General features: G+C 35.2%; 25 protein-coding genes and 1 tRNA gene. 8 read left to right on the forward strand and 18 right to left on the reverse strand.

Annotated elements, in window-relative coordinates; genetic code table 11:
* Positions 1-2 precede the first annotated feature (2 nt).
* The 7 genes from N7603_RS03550 (at position 3) to N7603_RS03580 (ending at position 7,264) form a co-directional block, all read left to right on the forward strand.
* A complete protein-coding gene (locus N7603_RS03550) occupies positions 3-1,625 on the forward strand; it encodes a DUF5011/hyalin repeat domain-containing protein (protein ID WP_262095970.1) in 1,623 nt (540 codons plus the stop codon).
* A 21-nt stretch (positions 1,626-1,646) separates the two neighbouring features.
* Positions 1,647-3,761 (forward strand): hypothetical protein, encoded by a 2,115-nt coding sequence (locus N7603_RS03555; RefSeq protein WP_262095971.1) that lies wholly within the window; start codon positions 1,647-1,649, stop codon positions 3,759-3,761.
* Positions 3,758-4,000: a hypothetical protein gene (locus N7603_RS03560; RefSeq protein ID WP_262095972.1), complete on the forward strand. Its 243-nt coding sequence runs from the start codon at positions 3,758-3,760 to the stop codon at positions 3,998-4,000. The genes N7603_RS03555 and N7603_RS03560 overlap by 4 nt, the downstream gene beginning before the upstream one ends.
* Before the next feature lie 3 nt (positions 4,001-4,003).
* Positions 4,004-5,089, forward strand: coding sequence for a hypothetical protein (locus N7603_RS03565; protein WP_262095974.1), 1,086 nt, complete (start codon positions 4,004-4,006; stop codon positions 5,087-5,089).
* Between the two features lies 1 nt (position 5,090).
* Positions 5,091-5,501, forward strand: coding sequence for a hypothetical protein (locus tag N7603_RS03570; protein WP_262095975.1), 411 nt, complete (start codon positions 5,091-5,093; stop codon positions 5,499-5,501).
* An 87-nt stretch (positions 5,502-5,588) separates the two neighbouring features.
* Positions 5,589-5,990: a hypothetical protein gene (locus N7603_RS03575; protein WP_262095976.1), complete on the forward strand. Its 402-nt coding sequence runs from the start codon at positions 5,589-5,591 to the stop codon at positions 5,988-5,990.
* Between the two features lie 404 nt (positions 5,991-6,394).
* Complete coding sequence (locus N7603_RS03580) at positions 6,395-7,264, forward strand: tyrosine-type recombinase/integrase (protein WP_262095977.1); 870 nt, start codon at positions 6,395-6,397, stop codon at positions 7,262-7,264.
* A 25-nt stretch (positions 7,265-7,289) separates the two neighbouring features.
* On the opposite strand, the gene N7603_RS03585 is transcribed toward N7603_RS03580, so the two are convergent.
* The 14 genes from N7603_RS03585 to N7603_RS03650 all read right to left on the reverse strand — a co-directional run bounded on the left by N7603_RS03585 (position 7,290) and on the right by N7603_RS03650 (position 15,198).
* Entirely contained in the window at positions 7,290-7,571 is a 282-nt protein-coding gene (locus N7603_RS03585) for a hypothetical protein (protein ID WP_262095978.1), read from the reverse strand.
* Between the two features lie 15 nt (positions 7,572-7,586).
* Positions 7,587-8,006 (reverse strand): hypothetical protein, encoded by a 420-nt coding sequence (locus tag N7603_RS03590; RefSeq protein ID WP_262095979.1) that lies wholly within the window; start codon positions 8,004-8,006, stop codon positions 7,587-7,589.
* Positions 8,003-8,140 (reverse strand): hypothetical protein, encoded by a 138-nt coding sequence (locus N7603_RS03595; protein WP_262095980.1) that lies wholly within the window; start codon positions 8,138-8,140, stop codon positions 8,003-8,005. Before N7603_RS03595 ends, N7603_RS03590 begins: the two co-directional genes overlap by 4 nt.
* 24 nt (positions 8,141-8,164) lie before the next feature.
* The gene (locus N7603_RS03600; RefSeq protein ID WP_262095981.1) at positions 8,165-8,413 is read right to left on the reverse strand and encodes a helix-turn-helix transcriptional regulator; all 249 of its coding nucleotides are present in this window, start codon (positions 8,411-8,413) and stop codon (positions 8,165-8,167) included.
* A 130-nt stretch (positions 8,414-8,543) separates the two neighbouring features.
* Positions 8,544-8,618 (reverse strand) — tRNA-Val (locus tag N7603_RS03605).
* Positions 8,619-8,666: 48 nt separating this feature from the next.
* Positions 8,667-9,158 (reverse strand): GNAT family N-acetyltransferase, encoded by a 492-nt coding sequence (locus N7603_RS03610; protein ID WP_262095982.1) that lies wholly within the window; start codon positions 9,156-9,158, stop codon positions 8,667-8,669.
* Positions 9,155-9,586, reverse strand: a complete 432-nt coding sequence (locus N7603_RS03615) for an SRPBCC family protein (protein ID WP_262095983.1) — start codon at positions 9,584-9,586, stop codon at positions 9,155-9,157. The genes N7603_RS03610 and N7603_RS03615 overlap by 4 nt, the downstream gene beginning before the upstream one ends.
* A gap of 2 nt (positions 9,587-9,588) precedes the next feature.
* Entirely contained in the window at positions 9,589-10,269 is a 681-nt protein-coding gene (locus N7603_RS03620; RefSeq protein ID WP_262095984.1) for a DUF4956 domain-containing protein, read from the reverse strand.
* A 2-nt stretch (positions 10,270-10,271) separates the two neighbouring features.
* The gene (locus tag N7603_RS03625; RefSeq protein WP_262095985.1) at positions 10,272-10,985 is read right to left on the reverse strand and encodes a polyphosphate polymerase domain-containing protein; all 714 of its coding nucleotides are present in this window, start codon (positions 10,983-10,985) and stop codon (positions 10,272-10,274) included.
* A gap of 107 nt (positions 10,986-11,092) precedes the next feature.
* Positions 11,093-12,100, reverse strand: coding sequence for an AEC family transporter (locus N7603_RS03630; RefSeq protein WP_262095986.1), 1,008 nt, complete (start codon positions 12,098-12,100; stop codon positions 11,093-11,095).
* A 32-nt stretch (positions 12,101-12,132) separates the two neighbouring features.
* Positions 12,133-12,453 (reverse strand): hypothetical protein, encoded by a 321-nt coding sequence (locus tag N7603_RS03635; RefSeq protein ID WP_262095987.1) that lies wholly within the window; start codon positions 12,451-12,453, stop codon positions 12,133-12,135.
* Between the two features lies 1 nt (position 12,454).
* Positions 12,455-12,781, reverse strand: a complete 327-nt coding sequence (locus N7603_RS03640) for a hypothetical protein (RefSeq protein ID WP_262095988.1) — start codon at positions 12,779-12,781, stop codon at positions 12,455-12,457.
* On the reverse strand, positions 12,778-14,262 hold the full coding sequence (locus N7603_RS03645) for a DUF1538 domain-containing protein (protein WP_262095989.1): 1,485 nt from the start codon (positions 14,260-14,262) through the stop codon (positions 12,778-12,780). The genes N7603_RS03640 and N7603_RS03645 overlap by 4 nt, the downstream gene beginning before the upstream one ends.
* 303 nt (positions 14,263-14,565) lie before the next feature.
* Positions 14,566-15,198, reverse strand: coding sequence for a formate/nitrite transporter family protein (locus tag N7603_RS03650; protein ID WP_262095990.1), 633 nt, complete (start codon positions 15,196-15,198; stop codon positions 14,566-14,568).
* A gap of 119 nt (positions 15,199-15,317) precedes the next feature.
* On the opposite strand from N7603_RS03650, the gene N7603_RS03655 reads away from it, so the two are divergent.
* Positions 15,318-15,635 carry an antibiotic biosynthesis monooxygenase gene (locus tag N7603_RS03655; protein ID WP_262095991.1) on the forward strand — a complete coding sequence of 106 codons (318 nt, stop codon included), beginning with the start codon at positions 15,318-15,320 and terminating at the stop codon, positions 15,633-15,635.
* A 23-nt stretch (positions 15,636-15,658) separates the two neighbouring features.
* Here N7603_RS03655 and N7603_RS03660 read toward each other — a convergent pair whose 3' ends face one another.
* From N7603_RS03660 to N7603_RS03675, 4 genes are all read right to left on the reverse strand, one after another.
* On the reverse strand, positions 15,659-16,480 hold the full coding sequence (locus tag N7603_RS03660) for a ZIP family metal transporter (RefSeq protein WP_262095992.1): 822 nt from the start codon (positions 16,478-16,480) through the stop codon (positions 15,659-15,661).
* Positions 16,481-16,566: 86 nt separating this feature from the next.
* Positions 16,567-17,862 (reverse strand): ATP-binding protein, encoded by a 1,296-nt coding sequence (locus tag N7603_RS03665; RefSeq protein WP_262095993.1) that lies wholly within the window; start codon positions 17,860-17,862, stop codon positions 16,567-16,569.
* Positions 17,863-18,009: 147 nt separating this feature from the next.
* On the reverse strand, positions 18,010-18,996 hold the full coding sequence (locus N7603_RS03670) for an electron transfer flavoprotein subunit alpha/FixB family protein (protein WP_262095994.1): 987 nt from the start codon (positions 18,994-18,996) through the stop codon (positions 18,010-18,012).
* Positions 18,989-19,783, reverse strand: coding sequence for an electron transfer flavoprotein subunit beta/FixA family protein (locus N7603_RS03675; RefSeq protein WP_262095995.1), 795 nt, complete (start codon positions 19,781-19,783; stop codon positions 18,989-18,991). Before N7603_RS03675 ends, N7603_RS03670 begins: the two co-directional genes overlap by 8 nt.
* Position 19,784: the final 1 nt, after the last annotated feature.

A 19,784-nucleotide genomic window follows, 5' to 3' on the forward strand; every position in this document is an offset into this window, starting at 1 on the left:
CAATGAAAAAATTATTAACTTTAGTCTTAACCATTTTTGTTTCAGTCTTATCAATTCTTGCTATCACACCAAGAATTAATGCGGCTAATGTTCCGGGATGGTATTTCATGAATAATAAATACTATCTAGATATTAGTAGCTCGGCTAATGGTACTTTTAACCCTAATCTACTGCCACCAGAGTATTCTGGTACGATTGTTCAGTTACCTCAGGGTTGGACTTCAATGAAACTTTATCAATCCAATGGTACATTGTTACAAGATTTAGTAGCCGATTATGTCGCTGTTCCGGGTGGTGACACTTATGTTCAAATCGATTTTGTAGGGTCAAACTTCTTACTCTATTTTGACTACAACGTTTCTAGTAGCTATGAATACTCTAAGAACGCAAGTTATAAATTAGAGGTTGAAGCCCCAAATATCGATAACTACCGCCCTGCGATTAGTGGTCAAGAAGAATTCGTTACTTCAGTAGACGCTCCAAAAGATGTTAATTATTTTAAATCGACATTAAAAGCAATTGACGAAACAGATGGTGACATTACCGCAAATATTTATGTGAAAACCGATAACTATACGACTAACAAAACCGTTTTAGGTCGCTATAATATCGTGTTTGGCGTAAAAGACGCCGCTCAAAATGAATCCACACTTGAAGTTTGGGTTACAGTTGGTGATTTTACTCAACCAGTCATTAATGGGAACTCGTCGAAAGTTCAAATCAGTTATACCCAAACTTATAATATCTCTTCGTTTAAATCGACTTTAACAGTAAGTGACAACTACTATACTTTAAACAACTCGAATATCGTCATTGAATCAGACGCTTACACATCAAATAAAACAAATCTCGGAACATACAATATCGTCTTTGCTGTAACAGATGGTTCAAGCAATAAAGGAACGTTCACCAAGCAAATTGAAGTCATTGATGATATAGCACCTGTTTTTAGTGGTCCAGCAACATTAATAAAGAATAATAACGCCAATTTATCTGTATCAGAGATTAAAGCTCAACTAACAGCTACGGACGCTAAAGAGGGTAATAAAACTCCACAAATTGTAGTTAAGCAAGATAACTTCACTGGTAATGGTCACAAGGTCGGTTCATATACTATTATTTTTGAAGTAGCCGATTCCAAAGGCAACACAGCGACACACACAGTAACCGTTAATGTATCCGATAAACTTGGCGCAGTCTGGTATATCCAAGATGGTGTATCGATTAAGCTTGTGCCACCAGCAACATTAACAAGACAACAAATGATCGATTTGTTAATCGCAACTGGCCAAATCAATATTACATCTCAAACGTCATTTAACTTCGTTCATGACGAGTACACGGGCAATGAAGAAACACCGGGTGTTTACGCCATGTCATTAATGCTTCGTGATACGGCCGGTAATGAGGACGTTCATTCATTTGCTTTAGTTGTTTTAGAAGCAGATGAGGGCGAAGATACAATCGTTATTGAAGATCCAAATGGTAGTTTCTTCGAGAAGTACCAAACTGAAATTTATTACGTTGGTGGCGCATTAGTCCTTATGATTTCAATCTTCGGATTAGTAGCCTTTTACAAAGCACAAGTAAAAGCTTCAAAGCGAAATAGAAGACGTTACAGATAGTCTTCAAGAAAGGGGTAGCAAATGAAAAAGTTAATCACAACATTCGTTTTACTACTTACCGGTATTCTTCTATCCACAATCTCATTACAAGCGAGTGTTTGGGTTGGGTTTAAAACATCCAACCCGGACGCTTCAAACTACCAAGCTAATCTTTACCATGAGATGAAAGATAACAAGGTATTCATCAAAATGTCAGTACCTATGTTTGATTGGGTATCTGAAGAGGGTCATGGTAACTACAAGACAATCGTACATACCGATAATAATTATTACTTCAATATGCCAGACGTGGGTAATGACCCATATTTTAATTATGATATTGGTATTCCATCCATGGAGTATACATCTTTCATAATTGACTCTAAATCACCGACTGGTACGATCACTAGAAAACATGAAATCCAAACTACAGCGTTCGATTATATTCATTTTGAGAACTACGGTGAGGGTTTTTATGTCATGTTAAAAAAAGTTGGCCAAACTCAAAATGTGGCCATTTATCGCTTTACTTATAACTCCTCAACATCACTATATTTCTACAAAAATTCGGTTAATGTAACAACGAGGTTGTATTACAGTAACACCATTAATGATTCATCTACTTTGACCATGAACTACAATGATCCAATTGTGTTCCCTGGGTACGATACTTCAACGTATTCATATTCCAAGACTGCAATCAATGGTTTCTTAACAACCAATACCGAAAATACAACAGTTCGAGCTATTTCTGATATGGAAATCGATCGATTCTATAAACCAAGTAATACCGTCATAGCTTACTTCGTGGGTTCTGATGATAAAGTTCTAAAGGTTCATTATGTCAATATTGGGGGTACTCCGGTCGCTCCAACTACAATCCCTAATCCACCCAACGGTTATACTTTAGACCAGAATGTTTGGGATAAATCGATCAACAAAATTTATGTCGATACAGTCTATAAAGTCAAGTACATTTTTGATGGAAATATTATTGAGGGATGGAACGATTTACCTAAGACCATTGGAACTGTAGCTGATATCGATAAGAGTGATTTTAATAGTCGAGTTGGACATGTTACTTTTACCAAACTCAGCAACGGTAACTATAACACAAATATTCTCTACCAAGGGGTGAACTACCTCGCTCAAGATATTTCATTCTCATTCCTAGGTGAAGACCCAGCCAAGGCTTATTATTACACCCAGGGCGAAGATAAGTTTATATGGTTTATTCTTACTTCAGCATTAAAACCAACTAGCTATCATATCGCAGCTAATGCGTGGGTAATCTATAACGTTAATACTGGTGAGTGGATTAGAACCTCTGATGTTTCCATTTTTGGAATGCCACACGTCAAATCGAACTATAACATGTACGTTGACTTGGTTATACCTTATGGTGTGGATGATTTAGTATCTGTCATCATGAGCTATAAGTATCAATACCAATGGCCAGTTGGTACATCTTCGTGGCGTGAAGTTAAAAACAAAACTTTTACCAAGGGGGATGAAGTGATTCAAACCTTACCATGGTGGGGCAGTGGATTTGGTATTTATAACGGTTTAATCAAAAACAGTGAACCAAACCTATTTTTAGAAGACGTCATTAGTCCAATAAGTAATCCAACGGATTCTTACAAATCCACATTCGTGAACTACATCAACCAAAATAAACCGGCTTCTGATTTAAAGCTTTATAAGTCTACAGATATTTTCATTGGTGGGTATAACGTCTATGAAATTTTCATGGGAAGTTACAGTGAATTCCCGGCGGTAAACGTAAGAGCTAAAGATGTGGTTATCGTTAACATTCGGTACATTGAGAATGGTGTTGAGTTCAGTAAGCCTTATCCGAAAATTGTTATACCAGATATGCCAAAGTTTGAGGGTGGAATCGAGTTTGATACGCCGATTGATAACCCATTTGATTTCTTTAAACTTATCGATTTCAAAAACATTGACTGGAACTCTTGGGTTACATGGGTTGTCATCATTATTATCGCTTCAGTTCTTCTTGTTGTCTTATCGTATGTGATTAAAGCGGTAGCGCTTGTAACTACGGCAACTAAAACAGTATTCACGCCCATGGGGATTGTGATAACCGGAACGATTATATTAATCGTGTTAATACTTATGGGAGTGAGTAGCATATGAGTATGCTAGATTTATTAAAACTTGGTGATGAACTTAAAAACGCACTGGACTGGATAGTACCCAGTGCGTTAATCATCATTTCAATATTCGGTGCGGCTCTTGGAATCAAAACGTATAAAAGGGTAATTGAAGATACAAAAATGATAACTGGTACAATTGGTGGGGTGTTATTTTGGTTGTTGTTAGTATTGATACTCCTTGGTTCATGGTTTTACTTACGTTTTGTATTAAGGTTCTAACATATGATTGAACTCCATAAAAATGAAAATATTCATAGTAATCCGATTAATTCCGTTGACCTTGGTTTAACATTTGACTTCGATTCATATGACAATAAGGTATCTTCAGTAATCATCAAATACGAGTCATTTTTCACCAAGATTGAAAGATTTAATGACCATCTGATAGCGATTAGCAACCAAGGTGTTCTAAAATCGACTTCATTGTTAGTTTACTCCATAGACTTTTTAGCAAACATTAATCAATTCATCATAAACAAAGCGGTTGATTTAGCAATGCCATTATATGGACTAGCTAGAAAATCAACGCCATTCACACGTCTTTGGTTATGGTATTACAAACGAATGAACTCCTTTGAGGATAACTTATTCTTAATACCAGGTATTCATTATATTGTAGCTTTACCGGGTGGTGGTAAATCTTCAATCATCTATGATATCACTGATGAAATACGATTTAAAACGGGTAAATCTGCCTATGTAAACGTAGAAATGGAAATACCCTATTTGGATCAACAACGCTTAGCTTATACAGTGAATCGCAGGCTATTTGAAGTCGAGGAGTTTTTCGGTATTGAATACGATTCTCAAAAGGATAAGTACTTGGCCACACAGTTAAAATCATTTGACACAGAACACTTTAACACGATTGTCATGGATGAGTGGTTGGCCAACAATAATCACAGACAAAATAAAACCAATGACTACAACAATAAAGTAATCCCAATGATTACATTCTTTGCTAGAATGCGACACGCTTCTATCCCATACGTTTATATCGCTTCACAAATTGATACTACAGATACACAAGTTATGTCATTCTTTAAGTTCATTCATGAAGTGGAAATCGTCCGGGATATCCCAGTTAGAAAATGGATAAAAGACGGGTTATTTGAAAAAGATATTATCGGGTGGAATGTCTACACATATGCGTTCAAACGAGGTAAAAAAGGTATTGAAAAAACCTTGGTTAAAGAATGGTTTAAGCCTAAGTTCTCCATGGAGTTCGATAGATTCAACTCACTTAACCAAGCACATATATTTGCAAATCTTCCAAAAGACAAAATGAATATTAGAAAGGTGGGATAACATGCCCAATATTGTCGTGATTCTTCTATGGGTATTGTTAAGCTTTGTAATCTTAGCTTTAACGATTACAATTGGTCTTTATATCATGTGGCAAATATGGAATATTATTTTTATTCCAGTCTACAAACGATATAGATTCAACATTGAAAAGGCTCAAGCTGAAAGAGAACTCTACGCTATTGAAATCAAGAAAGCTAGTCTTATTGAAATCAATTCCGATTATGAGGAAAAGTTTAAAGAAATATCGCTTGAGAATAAGAAACTTGAAATGGAAAATAAAAAGCTTCAGCAGTCTATGGCCGAAGACAAGTTACTATATCAAGAACTTCAATTGAAGAAGAAAGAAAAAGAGCTTCTTGAACAAACTAAAGAGCTTGAAAAGAAAGCTAAGAAAGCCGATAAGGAAAAATAGGATGTCATATTTGATATGACATAATAGGATATATAGAATATATATCCTATTTATGTAGATATATTTTTAAAAGGAGTGTAATCTGATTTGAAGAAAAAAAAGGGTTATGTTGGGGATATCTATTTTATTGATCCATCACATGTGATCGAGAAGAATAGATTACAAAAATATACAGAGATTAAAGGATCAAAGTCATCTAATAAAAGACCAGTAATGGTTGGCATAGAAAAGTCTAGTAAGAAAGTTCAAATCTCAGACATTTCTACAAAAGCAACAAAAGCTGAAATTAACAAAAAAATGATGGTTCCGTTGAAAAACACAAAATTAAAACAAAAAAGTTATGTGGATAGTTCAACAAAATCAAAAAGTGAGTTGACTAGAAAACACTTTAAAGTCGGTGAACCCCCATTAGTCAATAAAAGTAAAATAAAAGTTGATAATAGGGATATAGCCGAATATGAATTATCTCGAAAGAAACGCTATAAATAAACAAAAGCCACGTTCCGTGGCTTTCAGTATAGTGCTAATTGCTTAACACTAAGTTGGATTGTAGCAGTTAATCCGCTTACAACGTGATTATATAATAACCAATTTAGAATGTCAAACAAAATAAAAAGCCACCATGGAATAGTGACTTTTAACACCGATTAGGTGCCATAACATTGATAAATTAGGTACTAGGCCTAGTGATATCTCACTTACCTAAGGCAACTTAATATTATTCCATATTGTTACATTTGTCAAATAAAAAATTATTAAAGTGCATTCAACTTTTGTTAATGGTATAGTTTTACTCACATTAATGCTTCATGCCTATAGTTTAATTCTTTCGTAATTATGTTATTCTATTCGTTAGGAATACGCTACTTGGGACAATTACAAGGGAGATTAACATGAATGTATCAAAGGCATTATTAGAGTACCATTTACTTACTTCAGCTACATTAAAACCTAGTAGTATTTTCATTCAAGAATACTACGTTAAGCATTTAACACACTGTTTAAAAGACTTAAAAATCAAGAAGTTAAATCAAATTACAATTAACACTGGATATCATATAGTCGATTGGTATAGGAAAAACACCAAGAACCACAACAATAGCATTAACAAGAATATTCGTTTTCTTAAAAGTGTTATGAAACATTATGAGGTTAATACTTCCTTTCAGAAGTTCAAACTGTTACCAAGCGATACAAAACCATTTAAAAGACTTTTCCATGAAGACTTAAAACTAATCATCCAGTACTTACTTCAAATGGAATATAGCAAAAATAGTATCGTATACAGAACAGCTATACTGCTCTTACTCGATTCTGGGGTTAGAATCAGTGAACTTCTTGATATCAAGATAAGAAACATTGATTTTGATTTGATGAGAATTTATCTTGAAACAACAAAAAATGGCAAGGTTCGGTATGCTCCGTTCTCTGAATTTAGTCGTGAATCCATTATAGAAATAATTAGAATGAATAATCATAGTCCATTTCTTTTTTGGAACTTTTTACAAAATAGACCCTTGACAAAATCAGATATGAAGAATTTTTATAGAAGATTGAAAAGATGGACTCAAATGGATCGCTTACATTCCCATAGATTCAGAAAAACATTTGGCTCGTTATTGGCTGAAAACGGTATGGCCATTCAACATATTCAAAAGATGTTAGACCATTCAAGAGTAACGACAACCATGATTTACATCGAACATGATAAAGATAAAGCATTTGAAGAATATCAAAATTACAATAATTGGAAAATAGCATAAAAAAGAGAGCCAAAAAAGGCTCTCTCTAATCTAAATTATTATCTTCACCACTTAAAACAGGATGCATTTCCCACCTATTTAATCTACGATAAATATAAGCTTCAGCATCTCTAAAAGTTGAAAAATTTATTTTTCTATTAATTAACTTATCTATAACTAAGAATTGGGTTATTCTAGTTTGATAAATTAGGATGATAATCTTGCCGTTTCCATCCTTGATTTCTTCTATTGGATATTTTGTAAAAACAAGTGCTATTACTAAAAGAAGAATTATGAATCCAAGAGTTAAAAAACCAAAATTATCCATTTATCTACCAACTTTCTACTTATTAGGATTTAATATGACCGTATTTAAGAACTTATTTAGGGCTTTAAAATCAGTCTTATTATCTTCGAAAATCTTCTTGACATCTATATTTTCTGTAAGATACAATTTAATATCATCTTTAAATGTTAAGATGAACCATTTTTGATTGATTTTTTTTAAATCATAAAATCTTACAGCATATTCAAAAGCATTAAGAAAATTTTCAACTGCTGCATTATATATATTTGATTTTTTATCAATGCTTTTATCTTTAACAACATCAAAATAATTATTTCTTTGTTCCAGTAAAATTTTCATAATTTCAATTTCATTATGCGATTTAGAAAATCTAATGAAACTAAAAAAAGATACTAAAGCTGTAAATACAGATAATAACGCAGCCAAAGCTGAAATCCACTCTGTTGGGGTATTCATTTCTTCACCGGTGCTTTTGGAGTGTTTTTTTCAGCCTCTTTTATAGCCTCGATTAAATTTTTAGCGCTATCCCGAATATCAATTTTAGTTTCAGATATAACTGTATTTTTATCAGTAGGATTTTGATTGTTCATTTTGCTATCAACCTTTCATAAAATTCAAGAAATAGACTTCTCATTCTTTAATGATATGAGATATTCTGTATAATTTTTATACTCTTCTTTGAAATCGAGAAGATCATTAGGAGTAACTTCGAGATAAAGAGATGCTCGAATAATGAAGTTATAATCCATCGCCCTTGTGCCACTTTCATAGGATGAAATGGCCTGTTGGCTTACTTTTAATGCTCTAGCAAGTTCAGCCTGAGTAATACCTTTTCCGATGCGAATTTCTTTTAATCTATTCATTTCTTAATTTCCTCCTTGACTTTTACCACGATATGAAGTAAATTGTAATTAAGGATTAACCACTCTATGTGGTAAAAAATATCTTTGCAGAGATATTATAAAGTCAAGAAAATGATGCTTAAATTATGAATGGTGGAGGCTAAGGGGATTGAACCCATGACCCCTTGCACGTCAAGCAAGTGCTCTCCCGCTGAGCTAAGCCTCCAGCCATATTCTATTATAATGAATAACATTCATTTGTCAAAGACTTTTTTCAAAAAGTATCTTTTTGATAAGCCAAGCGCATGCGATCAGTTGCTTGATTCAAATATATCTTTCCACAATACGTAAATCCTAGTTTTTTTAATAGATTTTGCATAGGTAGATTGAGTTCATGGGTATCAATTCGAATACTTTTTGCATGTAAGTCTCTAAAAACAAAATCAATCATTTTAGCAGATATACCTTTTCCATAATGCCCTTTTCTAGTCGCAATCCGGTGAATCACTTTGTAGGGTTTTGATGATATCCAAGCACCTTCACTAAACTCATATGTAGGTTCATAATCAAATACAGTCATCACACCCAATATTTCTAAATCTTCATATACGTACAAAGCCTTATTATCAATATCTGACTGTGTAACTTCAATCGATGGGTAATTGTTTTGCCACTGAGGTGACCCATAGGAAGCAATCAGTTCACGACCGTCTTTATATACTTCTTGAATGAATTTTATATCATTATTAGTTGCTAATCGAATCATAAGTGCTCCGCATAATGTTTAAAAGTGACCATATCTTCTTCGGTTTTTTTCATATACTCTAGTTTATTTTGATTACTATCTGTTTCAAACTGAAAAGTGACATCCATACTCCAAAGTGTGCCTTTTTTGGTATCTGTAAATGTCGATATGCACTTATTCTTTACTTCACCTAAAATATATAATTGGTGAATCGAATCAGGCAAATCGACTTCGACTGTTATTTCTGCCATGTGTAATTCTGTTTTCTTATAAGCATATACCAAATCGACAACCGCGCCTTTTTTCAGCCATTCTCCCTGCTTGAGTTCATAGCGTTTTAGAGGTGGTTCTTGATAATTCTTAAACTGTTCATAATCAAACAATGTTTCTATTACTTTTTGACGAGGGACCTCAATTTCTACTGAGATTCGATATTGAAATGCCTTCATCTTTAATCGAGACTTCTTTCAATATATTCCTGTGTAAGAATGATATTTAGGTTGCCATTGATTACACGTAAATCATCAATGAATGCCTTTTGGCTGATACCCGATTTCATATTGACTAAATAGGTTAATTCAAATGTAGTACCAAAGTCTGTTGTTTTAACTTTCTTAAGCTTTGAAAAAGTACAATACGATGTTAATACCGGTTCAAACGCACCGACATAATTGAGGCTTTCTGGAACAACGATTTTTAGTTTCGCATGGTTATCTTTAATCTCATCGAGTTTCAATGCATGAATGACTAATAATACTGCAATGATAAAGGCTGTAATAATCATTGCGTATCCGATATACCCCATCCCCGTGGATAAACCAATCGCAACCGTAGAAAAGACAAAAGTAATATCTTTGGTGTCACTGACCGTGGTTCTAAAGCGAACTAGGGTGAATACGCCTGCCAAACTAAAGGCTCTTGCGACATTATCTGATACGAGCATAATAATGATCGATATGATTAAAGGTAATAACATCAACGTAACAACAAAAGAGCGATCATACCCTTCTTTTCGTCTAATAAATGCGAGCGCTAAGGATAATAACATCCCTAGCAAAGTCGTACTGATTAAAATAATGATGACGGTCGTATACGTGATGTTGGTCATTGGTAGTTTTAAGAATGCTTCCATGTTTATTTATCTCCTTGAATTGTCAAACGATAGGCTTCTCCATATTTAGAAAAGCTTCTTGAGAATAATCCCATTGTTGATAGTTTGTGTGCTAGCCACAATGGAAAATTGTGTTCAGATTTAATTTCAATTAGGTAATGGTCTTTAGGCAATAACGATTTCCCTCCGGCTTGATAAAGACTGACTGAATCTTCACGATACTGGATACTTTCGTCAATCGTAACCCGAAGTAAGCCTGTATCATCAGTCAAAGCTCGGCGTTCATAGGCGATATAGTACTTTGGGATAATCTGATTACACTGTAAATAATAGCTGATTTCATTTAAAACCTGAATCGAAACAAAATCGTTAGGGTCTGGTTTTAAGCCATTAAATACAAACCCTTCAACATCTTGATACCTCATCGTTAGACGGCGTTTTGTCACTTTACCTTGAATCTTTTTCTTAATCTCTAGATAAACAGCATCTTCTGGTCCAATCGGGCAACGATAACTTCTCACGCGTAATTTCGCTTTATAAGGCGGTTTATCTAATGACTGCCTAATGATGTTATGATCAAGGGTATCATAGTAGACATTATATATGGTGTAGGCGGAATCTATTGAAAATTCATCCCATTTTAAGTGTAACGTCAAAAAGTCGACGAGTTCGTCTTTTTCTTTTTTTGTTACAAGATACTTTTTTTCAAATCGATTGAACGATTGTCCAGCGCTCATACAGTTACCTCAAAACCGACGTTATGTATCCATTGTAGCACACAACAAACACGAAAGAACATCCAAAATAAAACACGATGAATCGTGTGAATTCATCGTGGGTGTTATTAAAGGAAGTTAAATGTTCTCAATAGAACGATGATCCCAAAGATACTAAAGACTGAGAATAAGGAAGTCCAGACAACCAATTGAGCTGCTAGTGACTCGTCGGATTTCATTTCAGCAGCCATAACTGCTGAGGATACCGCCACTGGTGAGGCAAAAAGTGCAATAATCGCAGCGAAATAAGCTGATTTCATTTCAAAACTTGGAATGAGTGCGTCAGCAATATATATCAATCCAAAACCAACAACTGGAGCTAAAATGAGTCTACCAACAACACCTATACTGACTTCTTTGATCATACTCGATAAGGCTTTAAATTTAAACTGTCCACCTAGAATAATGAGTGCCAGTGGTGAAGCAATCACCGCGACACTTTTAATAGCTTCGTATAAAAACGGTATGTCATTTTTAATACTAAACGATAGGTCATCACCATCCATAGGTATGAACTCGCGAATAATTAACACCAAGGTACCAATTAAAACCCCGATAATTAACGGGTTTTTGATGATATCTAGAAGTACTTTTTTAAAGGATAAACAACCTTCTTCTTTATTGAACATGGTAAGTGAAACTACAGCTAAGATGTTAAATAAAGGGATTGTAAAAGCTGCTAGAATGGAGACAAGTGCAGCAGAAGCCTCTCCACCTAAACTGGTTGCTAATGGCACACCAATAATTGCAAAATTTGATCTAAATAAACACTGTAAGACGACCCCTTTTTGGGTATCTTTGGGTACCATCGCCAAAACTATAATCCAACCGATTAGAAATAATATGAATATTCCTAACAAGGCTATGATGACAATCCCAAATTCGATGTTCTTAATGGAACTAACGTCGTAAATATTTTTCGCAAGCAATACAGGAAGTGCTACAAAAAATACAAATCGATTACCGATCTTAAGGAATTTCTCATCCAAGAAACGAATTCGCATCAAAACATAACCTAAAACAATCAAGAGGACAATCGGCGCGATGGCGTTGATTGCAAATACCAAAGTATCCAAGGTAAGCCTTCTTTCTATGTTAATTCAAAGTGTTAGTCTAGAGGGTCAAAACTGATACCAATAGAATCCTCAACTTTGAGTGAAAAGCAAAGGCCTTTTGCATCTGAAGTCACACCATATTTAGAACTCATCGCCTTCATTAATGCTTGTTTTTGTTCATCGGTACACACAACCATTAAAATGTCTTTTTCAGGATGTACTGTTATCCCAAAGAACTTTTGCTTCTCAGTAGAAATACTACTTCTACCATGAATAATGGTTCCACCACGAGCTCCAGCTTTGCGAGCCTCAGCCATTGCGTCATAGGCATAGCCATGATTACAAACGAATAATATCAATGATTGATTTTCCATACTATTCTTCCTCCGTAATTTCGTATAAATAGTTAAAGCCCATTTTACCGATTGAATCGATTTCAATCGTAAAGGAAACCCCAAAATGGGAATTTTTAAAGTCAAATGTTTCGTCTAAATCCTGATAAATCATATTAACATCGTTGTCATCTACAATCGAGAAGATAACTTCCTTGTCACGTTCACTCATCGCCAACATTTCCATAATATCGGTTGGTGCTGTGCCCCGACCAAGCATCGTTTCTTGATGATGAATTAATCCTTCACCGATGACTTTTGCAACTGCATCGGCTTTACCTTTCGGTACAATTGTAATCATCAATCTCATGATTTTTCTCCTTTTAAGTCAATAATTTCGTCTTCAACTACAACTGATTTTGATTTGTGTTGTCGACGTTGAGCCATCATCCCAACTAATTGAATCGTGATAAGTGGCGTCATTGCAACCAATGCTATTAGGCCAAATGCATCGGTCAATGGGTTTGCGCCTGGAATTGCCGCAGCTGCACCTAATGCAAGTGGCATTAGGAATCCAGTTGCTAGTACACCGGTAACCGCTGCACCGGAGTCAAACGCAATGGATGAGAAGATTTTTGGGGATATGAATGTCAATAGTATTGTTATACCATAGCCAGGTAGTAAAATCCACCAGATACTGATACCTGTAACGACACGAAGCATCGATAATCCAACCGCAACCGATACCCCTATCGATAATGCGATCATCATGATTCGACGGCTAATAGCACCTGCAGATACTTCTTCGACTTGTCGATTTAATGCGATAACTGCTGGTTCTGCAGCAACAACGGATAAACCAAATACCATACCCAGTGGAATTAATAACCACTTCATATTACCACCAAAGTACTCCCCAATATAAGTACCAATGTTCACCAATCCACCATTTGCGCCTGTTAAGAATAAAACTAGACCTAAATACGTGTAGAAAAAGGACACTAGAATTTTATATACTCGAATTTTTGGAAACTTGAATGCAAAAATTTGAAATACGAAAAAGAATAATACAAAGGGCAATATTGCAATACCCATTTGAACGATGTTAATAAGTAAATAATCCATTAATGTCGAGCTCGTATCGATAACCGGTGCAGTAGGATTATAAAATATACCCAATAATAATACGCTTAATATTGGCCCTACTGATACGATACCAATCAATCCGAATGCATCAAGTTCGGAGGATTTATCACCACGAGCATGGGAAATACCATAACCAAACGCCATGATAAAGGAAAATACCATTGGTCCGGTAGTAACACCACCAGAGTCAAAAGCCACCGGAATGAAATCTGGGCTACTGAATGAAACAATTCCAGCCAAAACAAATAGTGTGATATATAAAAACATAAACATTTTTTGCAAACTGAACTGGAATAAAATGCGCAAAAGAGCAAGCACAATTAGGATGGCTACTCCGATTGAAACCGTTAGAATTAAAACAATCGGTGGGATGACCTCTTTCAATTGGTCGCTCAATACCCATAATTGGGGTTCAGCTACGGTTATCATCAAACCTAGAACGAGTGCTACGCCAATGAAAAGGGGTAGTTTCTTCTTTCTAGTAATGAAAATGCCAATGTCTTCAGCTAAAGCAACCGTAGACGAAAGTGAACCGATTTGGAATAGAGCTAAGCCTAATATCAACATAGCTGTACCGATTCCAAAATTAATCAAATCGGCACCATCTACGCGGATGATGATACTGATTATAAATCCTAAAAGACCTACAGGCAGGATGGCTTTTGTAGATTCGATAATTTTTTCGACTAAAATCGAATTTTTCATTTGATTCCTCCTCTTTAACATATTTAAATATATTAAGTAAACTATGTACTCAATTTCAAAATAAAACTTTCGAGATAAATCAAAATTCGAATTATAATCGTATATTTGATACGAAATCTCAGTAAGAATAGTTTAAACAATTATCGCGTCAATTGCAAGAAATAAGGCTATTTTGTTGTGTTTTATTTAGGGGAATAATATTACTAAATAGGATTCATCAAGATAATGGAATTATATGTTATTTACTGCTTATTTAGACCCTGATTTTGAGGGTATTAAATTAGGGGAAAATCGATCCATTAATTAGGTATTTTCTGTTTTGGGTTGATCCAAGCGTTCGATCGATTTGTCCATGAAGCATAGCCCTATTGCACCTAGCCCATTGCCAATGATCATTACAACCAAATACACCAATGATTTTAAAGAATAGTTTGCACTGATGACAAAATAAGCCATGTTGGCGACACTGTGTTCAAATTTAGAAAGTATAAAAATCATCACTGCGAATAAGACTAAAACGACTTTCACAACATCATTTTTAGCTTTTCTAAAACCATCTACACCTAAATACATCATCATCCCACATAGTATCGAAAGGATTAGGACTTTTACCAATCCATTTTCCATCTTAAGCTCAACGATGGCTTCAGTTTTAGTGATGATTGGGAGCTGCATCAAACGAACCATAATACCGATAATAAATGTACCAATTAGATTTCCGCCAAGAGTAGTTATCAGTACTTTGATGTAATTCTTCTCTTTAACCCAATAGCCGACTTTGCCCGTATAAAGATAATACCCTGATGATACAATCATTAAAAGGCCAAATCCGAATAGGAGTGAGCCTAAATACGCATTGTCCACAGACAAATACGCTACTGCTGCAATACCAATTAAAAGCCCAGCATAAATGGCTTTATAAAAAATAGATTTCATACAAACTCCTTTAAAGTCTTATTATTTATAGTGATTTTTTACTAAAATAGAATGTTTATCAAATTCTTTAACTCGAATATTGATATTTGTTAGAATACCTACGAAAGGGTGATTCAAACATGTATGTAATGACACGTATTTTAAAAGTCGAAAAAGGTCAAAAAGCGATTCTACAAGAACGCTTCAGCCAGCCTTTTCGTTTACAAACCGTGGATGGTTTTATCAAAAGGGAAGTTTTGATTGATGAAAAAAATCCAGCTTATGACGTATATCGAATCGCAGTTTACTGGGATTCACGCGAAGCATTTTACGCATGGGAAGGTTCTGCTGAACACAAAGCCTTACATCAAAATGGTAAAGGCCATGGTGAAATGACTGGTTTGATTGAAGCTACTAAAGAAACCTATTTCGAACTCGCGACTATTTACGCTAAATAAAAGCCACACGTGTGTGGTTTTTTTTATCCTAAAGCGATGTCAAGCACCATCATGATGATGAAGCCTAGTACAAATCCAAAGGTTGCTAAATGTTCTGCTTTGTCTTCTGCTATATCCTTGGATTCCGGTATTAATTCTTCAATAACAACATATATCATCGCACCAGCAGCAAATGTTAGAGCATAAGGCAAAATGACACTCACTGTGTTAACCAATATTGCACCGATTACAGCGAATACAGGTTCTACTAACGCAGAGGCTTGTCCATAGAAAAATGATTTTCTTCTTGAGTTACCTTCTTGGCGAAGTGGAATAGATACCGCAGCCCCTTCGGGAAAGTTTTGGATACCAATCCCAATTGCAACAGCCAAAGCAGCCAGTAATGCAGTATCTGGATTTGTAGCTAAACCAACGGCACCGAACGCCACCCCAACCGCAAGTCCTTCTGGGATATTATGAAGGGTTATTGAAAATACCAAAAGAATATTTCTTGAAAGTTTTGTAGGAATCCCTTCTTGTAAGTTATCTTTACCAAAATGAATGTGTGGCATGATTTTATCAAATGCATATAAAAAGCCAGATCCAGCTAAAATACCAATCGCAGCTACTAACCACGGAATCGCTCCTTGAATTTCAGCTCTTTCAACAGCCGGAATGATTAAACTCCATACTGAAGCTGCAATCATTACACCTGCTGCGAATCCTAACATCATGTTATAAACATTCTTTTGAATCTCTTTAAAAAAGAATACTAAAGAAGCTCCGATAGCGGTTAAGCTCCAAGTTAATATACCACCAAGTAACGCCAATTGCCAATTGTCTAATGACAATAGAAAATTCATCATAATATCACCTTCTACTACATACATATTATAGCATTCATATCTATTTCAAAACTGAGTTTAAGAAAGAAAATGCTTACTTATTTTTCTTATAAGAACATGGTCATGTAAATCGGATAGGTTATGATATTTTTTTCTTCTGAAACGTTATTTAAAGATAACTTTATCGCCTGGGTTAATCCGAAATTTTCAAATAGACTTTCAATCATTTTCGATTTTGTGTTATCGGCTTCTTTAACCTCTAAAACCGTATTCTTATCATTAAACTTAATGAAGAAATCTGCTTCTAAGGTTGTATTTCGATCAAAGTAATAAAGTTTCTTACCATTTTTCATTAAAATGTCTGCAACTGCAGCCTCTAGTAAAGCCCCATGATATGCTTTGGTTTTTCCCGAGTGAATAGCAATCTGAGCATCGCCGCCATAGCTTGAAGTAAGGAGGCCGATGTCTTTATAATACACTTTGAATACATCAAATTTGGCGTGTTGTGGGTATGGCATTTTGGGTTCAGAAAGATTGAAACAAATATCGACCATATCTGCGTAATATAACCATAGTAAATTTTTCTCATATTTACGAGCTGCAGTTTTGGGTTCAACATAACCATATTGAAATTTCTTGTTCTCTTTATCTAATTGAAAAGGGACAGACAAAAAACATTTCACTGACTTTGTATAATCTGGTTTTGATAAGTACTGCTTCATGTCTTTGTTATACATTTGTAAAATCTTAATGTGCTTTTTAATAACCAAACTGAAGTTATGTGTATTTAAGAAGGAATTAACGACTTCGGGCATTCCACCTACTGTCATGTATTCGTAAAAAGCATTGAGCATCATTTCATGGAGTGCATCAGGCACTGGGGTTTTATGATTGAAGTGCATTCTTAAGTCGTTCATGATGTTACTTGACACACCACTTGCCCACAAATACTCTTCAAAATCCAATCCATTCATATCTAACACTTGTTCATATGGATAGGGTGTGGTCGGAAAAGCATCTGGGTTGATACCAAAATAGGAGGTTGCCATAATCACATCGTATTTTTGATTGTGAACAAAGTTTTTAACTGCTACTCTAACATTTGGACACAAATGGATTTCATCAAAGAAAAAGAGGGTTTGTCCGGAAATGATTTTTTCAACTTGTAAAAAGAGGCTCACTTTTTTAATGAGTGTGGTTAAATCTAAATTGTCATTAAAAATTGGAATCAACTCAGGATTTTTCTCAAAATCGACTTTAACATAGTATTTATAGTTTTCTTTTGCGAAACGATCTATACTGGTTGATTTGCCAACACCACGTGGCCCTTTAATTAATAGTGCACCTCGAACTGGGTTTTCTAACCACTGTGTAAGAGATTGATTTATTTTTCTTTTAAGCATATTATCACCATAGCCATTATATTTAAAAATGCAGTTTTAATCAATACTTATCACATTTTTTTTGAATGTTTTTATAGATTTTTTGCATATTTTATGATGAAAAACAAAAAGACTCCATCTTATTGAAGTCTTTTTAATTTAAAGGATTTATTTAAAAGCACGGATGGCTTTAAGTTCTTCTTTTACTAAAGGCAATACTTGTTTTGCATCTGCAATGATGGAAACGTCAGCTACATCAAAAATTAATGCGTTGGGGTCTGTATTAACTGCGATGATGAGTTCCGATTTGTCCATGCCACTGATGTGTTGAATAGCCCCACTGATTCCAGAGGCGAAATAGACTTTCGGATGGACTGTTGTACCTGTTTGCCCCACTAAACGGTCTTTTTGTTCGATGTTTACGTCAATAACAGCTCTCGATGCCGCAACTTCCCCACCGACTAACCCCGCAATTTCTTTTAATGTCGGGAACATATTAGCCACCCCACGTCCACCAGCTACGATGACTTGGGCTTTGTTTAAATCCACTTTTTTGTGGGTTAACTTTTCTACTTCAAGTACTTTTATCTTAGACGGTTTTTCACAAACAAATGGGATTTCAATAAGTTGACTCTTTCTATGTAGATTCTGTTCGATCTTAAAGATAGACGGACGGATAGTCGCCATTTGAGGAATGGTTTGTTCACATACAATGGTAGCAAACAAGTTCCCTCCAAGCGCAGGTCTAGTTGCGAGTAAGGTTAACTTTTCATTCATTTCAAAGTCAAGGATGGTCGCATCCGCTGTTAAACCGGTATGTAATCTTGCAGAAACTCTTGGTGCGAGATCGCGTCCTTCTAATGTGGAACCAATTAAGAATACACTCGGACGACTCTCTTTCATTAAATTAAATATTGCTTCTGAATAATAGTGTGTGTCGTATTCTTTTAGTAATGGACTGAGTGTATAAATGATTTCATCAGCCCCACAAGAAGTCACCGCTTGGATGTCTTCATCAGATAGCTGACTACCGAAGTACACAGCACTGATTTTTACTTCTTTGTCCAGTTTTCGGCGGCACTCTGATAATAACTCCAACCCTACAGCTTGAAGTTTCCCATGTTTTTGTTCAATAAATACCCAAACATTATTCATGGTTTTGTTCCTCCATATATGGATAAAGCAATTTAGTGATCAATTTTGCGGCATCTTCAGGTGTCATAACGACTTTATCAGATTTCGCTTGAACTGGTTTAACATAGGTTTTCTTAACCTTCGTAGGAGACCCTTTTAATCCGATATGAGCTGGGTCGATATGAAAGTCATTGAATGTAACAATGTGAACCTTACGGTCGGTATTGTTATAGATGTTCCAAGCATCCATGTATCTAGGTTTATTCATGTCGGCCAATGTCGTCACTAAAACTGGCATTTCTACGGCTAATGTTATAATTTCAGAATCAGTTCTCTTTTTGACAATTAAATCTTTATCAGAAACTGAAACAATTTCAGATAAATAGGTCACTTGAGGGATGTCTAAAAATTCTGCAACCTGTGGTCCTACTTGAGCCGTATCGCCGTCAATAGCTTGATATCCTGCAATGATTAAATCATATTTTAATGTTTTTAAGAAACTCGATAAAATGGTTGAAGTAGCCCAGGTATCGGACCCAGCGAATGCACGGTCAGAAAGTAAGTAACACGCATCCACCCCGCGGGCATAAAGTTCTGTGAGCATCGATTCTGCTTGCATCGGTCCCATAGTAACCACACTGACAGACCCGCCATAACGGGCTTTCAGTTTTAAAGCTTCTTCGACCCCTGCGAGGTCGTTTGGATTAACAATACTTTGTACACCCGCACGGATTAAAGTGTTAGTTTCTTTGTCGATTTTGATTTCTGTAGTATCTGGAACTTGTTTTACGAGTACAATGATATCCATA

It is taken from the genome of Paracholeplasma vituli, from assembly GCF_025446935.1.
GTDB classification, from domain to species: Bacteria; Bacillota_I; Bacilli_A; order Acholeplasmatales; family UBA5453; genus Paracholeplasma; species Paracholeplasma vituli.

Excerpts from the sequence above, each read along its gene's own strand:
- N7603_RS03665 (WP_262095993.1), bottom strand. The coding sequence starts at position 17,862 with ATGCTTAAAAGAAAAATAAATCAATCTCTTACACAGTGGTTAGAAAAC.
- N7603_RS03670 (WP_262095994.1), bottom strand. The coding sequence starts at position 18,996 with ATGAATAATGTTTGGGTATTTATTGAACAAAAACATGGGAAACTTCAA.
- N7603_RS03620 (WP_262095984.1), bottom strand. The coding sequence starts at position 10,269 with ATGGAAGCATTCTTAAAACTACCAATGACCAACATCACGTATACGACC.
- N7603_RS03660 (WP_262095992.1), bottom strand. The coding sequence starts at position 16,480 with ATGATGAATTTTCTATTGTCATTAGACAATTGGCAATTGGCGTTACTT.
- N7603_RS03555 (WP_262095971.1), top strand. The coding sequence starts at position 1,647 with ATGAAAAAGTTAATCACAACATTCGTTTTACTACTTACCGGTATTCTT.
- N7603_RS03645 (WP_262095989.1), bottom strand. The coding sequence starts at position 14,262 with ATGAAAAATTCGATTTTAGTCGAAAAAATTATCGAATCTACAAAAGCC.
- N7603_RS03570 (WP_262095975.1), top strand. The coding sequence starts at position 5,091 with ATGCCCAATATTGTCGTGATTCTTCTATGGGTATTGTTAAGCTTTGTA.
- N7603_RS03635 (WP_262095987.1), bottom strand. The coding sequence starts at position 12,453 with ATGGAAAATCAATCATTGATATTATTCGTTTGTAATCATGGCTATGCC.
- N7603_RS03615 (WP_262095983.1), bottom strand. The coding sequence starts at position 9,586 with ATGAAGGCATTTCAATATCGAATCTCAGTAGAAATTGAGGTCCCTCGT.
- N7603_RS03580 (WP_262095977.1), top strand. The coding sequence starts at position 6,395 with ATGAATGTATCAAAGGCATTATTAGAGTACCATTTACTTACTTCAGCT.
- N7603_RS03650 (WP_262095990.1), bottom strand. The coding sequence starts at position 15,198 with ATGAAATCTATTTTTTATAAAGCCATTTATGCTGGGCTTTTAATTGGT.
- N7603_RS03560 (WP_262095972.1), top strand. The coding sequence starts at position 3,758 with ATGAGTATGCTAGATTTATTAAAACTTGGTGATGAACTTAAAAACGCA.
- N7603_RS03655 (WP_262095991.1), top strand. The coding sequence starts at position 15,318 with ATGTATGTAATGACACGTATTTTAAAAGTCGAAAAAGGTCAAAAAGCG.
- N7603_RS03590 (WP_262095979.1), bottom strand. The coding sequence starts at position 8,006 with ATGAATACCCCAACAGAGTGGATTTCAGCTTTGGCTGCGTTATTATCT.
- N7603_RS03640 (WP_262095988.1), bottom strand. The coding sequence starts at position 12,781 with ATGAGATTGATGATTACAATTGTACCGAAAGGTAAAGCCGATGCAGTT.
- N7603_RS03675 (WP_262095995.1), bottom strand. The coding sequence starts at position 19,783 with ATGGATATCATTGTACTCGTAAAACAAGTTCCAGATACTACAGAAATC.
- N7603_RS03550 (WP_262095970.1), top strand. The coding sequence starts at position 3 with ATGAAAAAATTATTAACTTTAGTCTTAACCATTTTTGTTTCAGTCTTA.
- N7603_RS03625 (WP_262095985.1), bottom strand. The coding sequence starts at position 10,985 with ATGAGCGCTGGACAATCGTTCAATCGATTTGAAAAAAAGTATCTTGTA.
- N7603_RS03600 (WP_262095981.1), bottom strand. The coding sequence starts at position 8,413 with ATGAATAGATTAAAAGAAATTCGCATCGGAAAAGGTATTACTCAGGCT.
- N7603_RS03595 (WP_262095980.1), bottom strand. The coding sequence starts at position 8,140 with ATGAACAATCAAAATCCTACTGATAAAAATACAGTTATATCTGAAACT.
- N7603_RS03585 (WP_262095978.1), bottom strand. The coding sequence starts at position 7,571 with ATGGATAATTTTGGTTTTTTAACTCTTGGATTCATAATTCTTCTTTTA.
- N7603_RS03565 (WP_262095974.1), top strand. The coding sequence starts at position 4,004 with ATGATTGAACTCCATAAAAATGAAAATATTCATAGTAATCCGATTAAT.
- N7603_RS03610 (WP_262095982.1), bottom strand. The coding sequence starts at position 9,158 with ATGATTCGATTAGCAACTAATAATGATATAAAATTCATTCAAGAAGTA.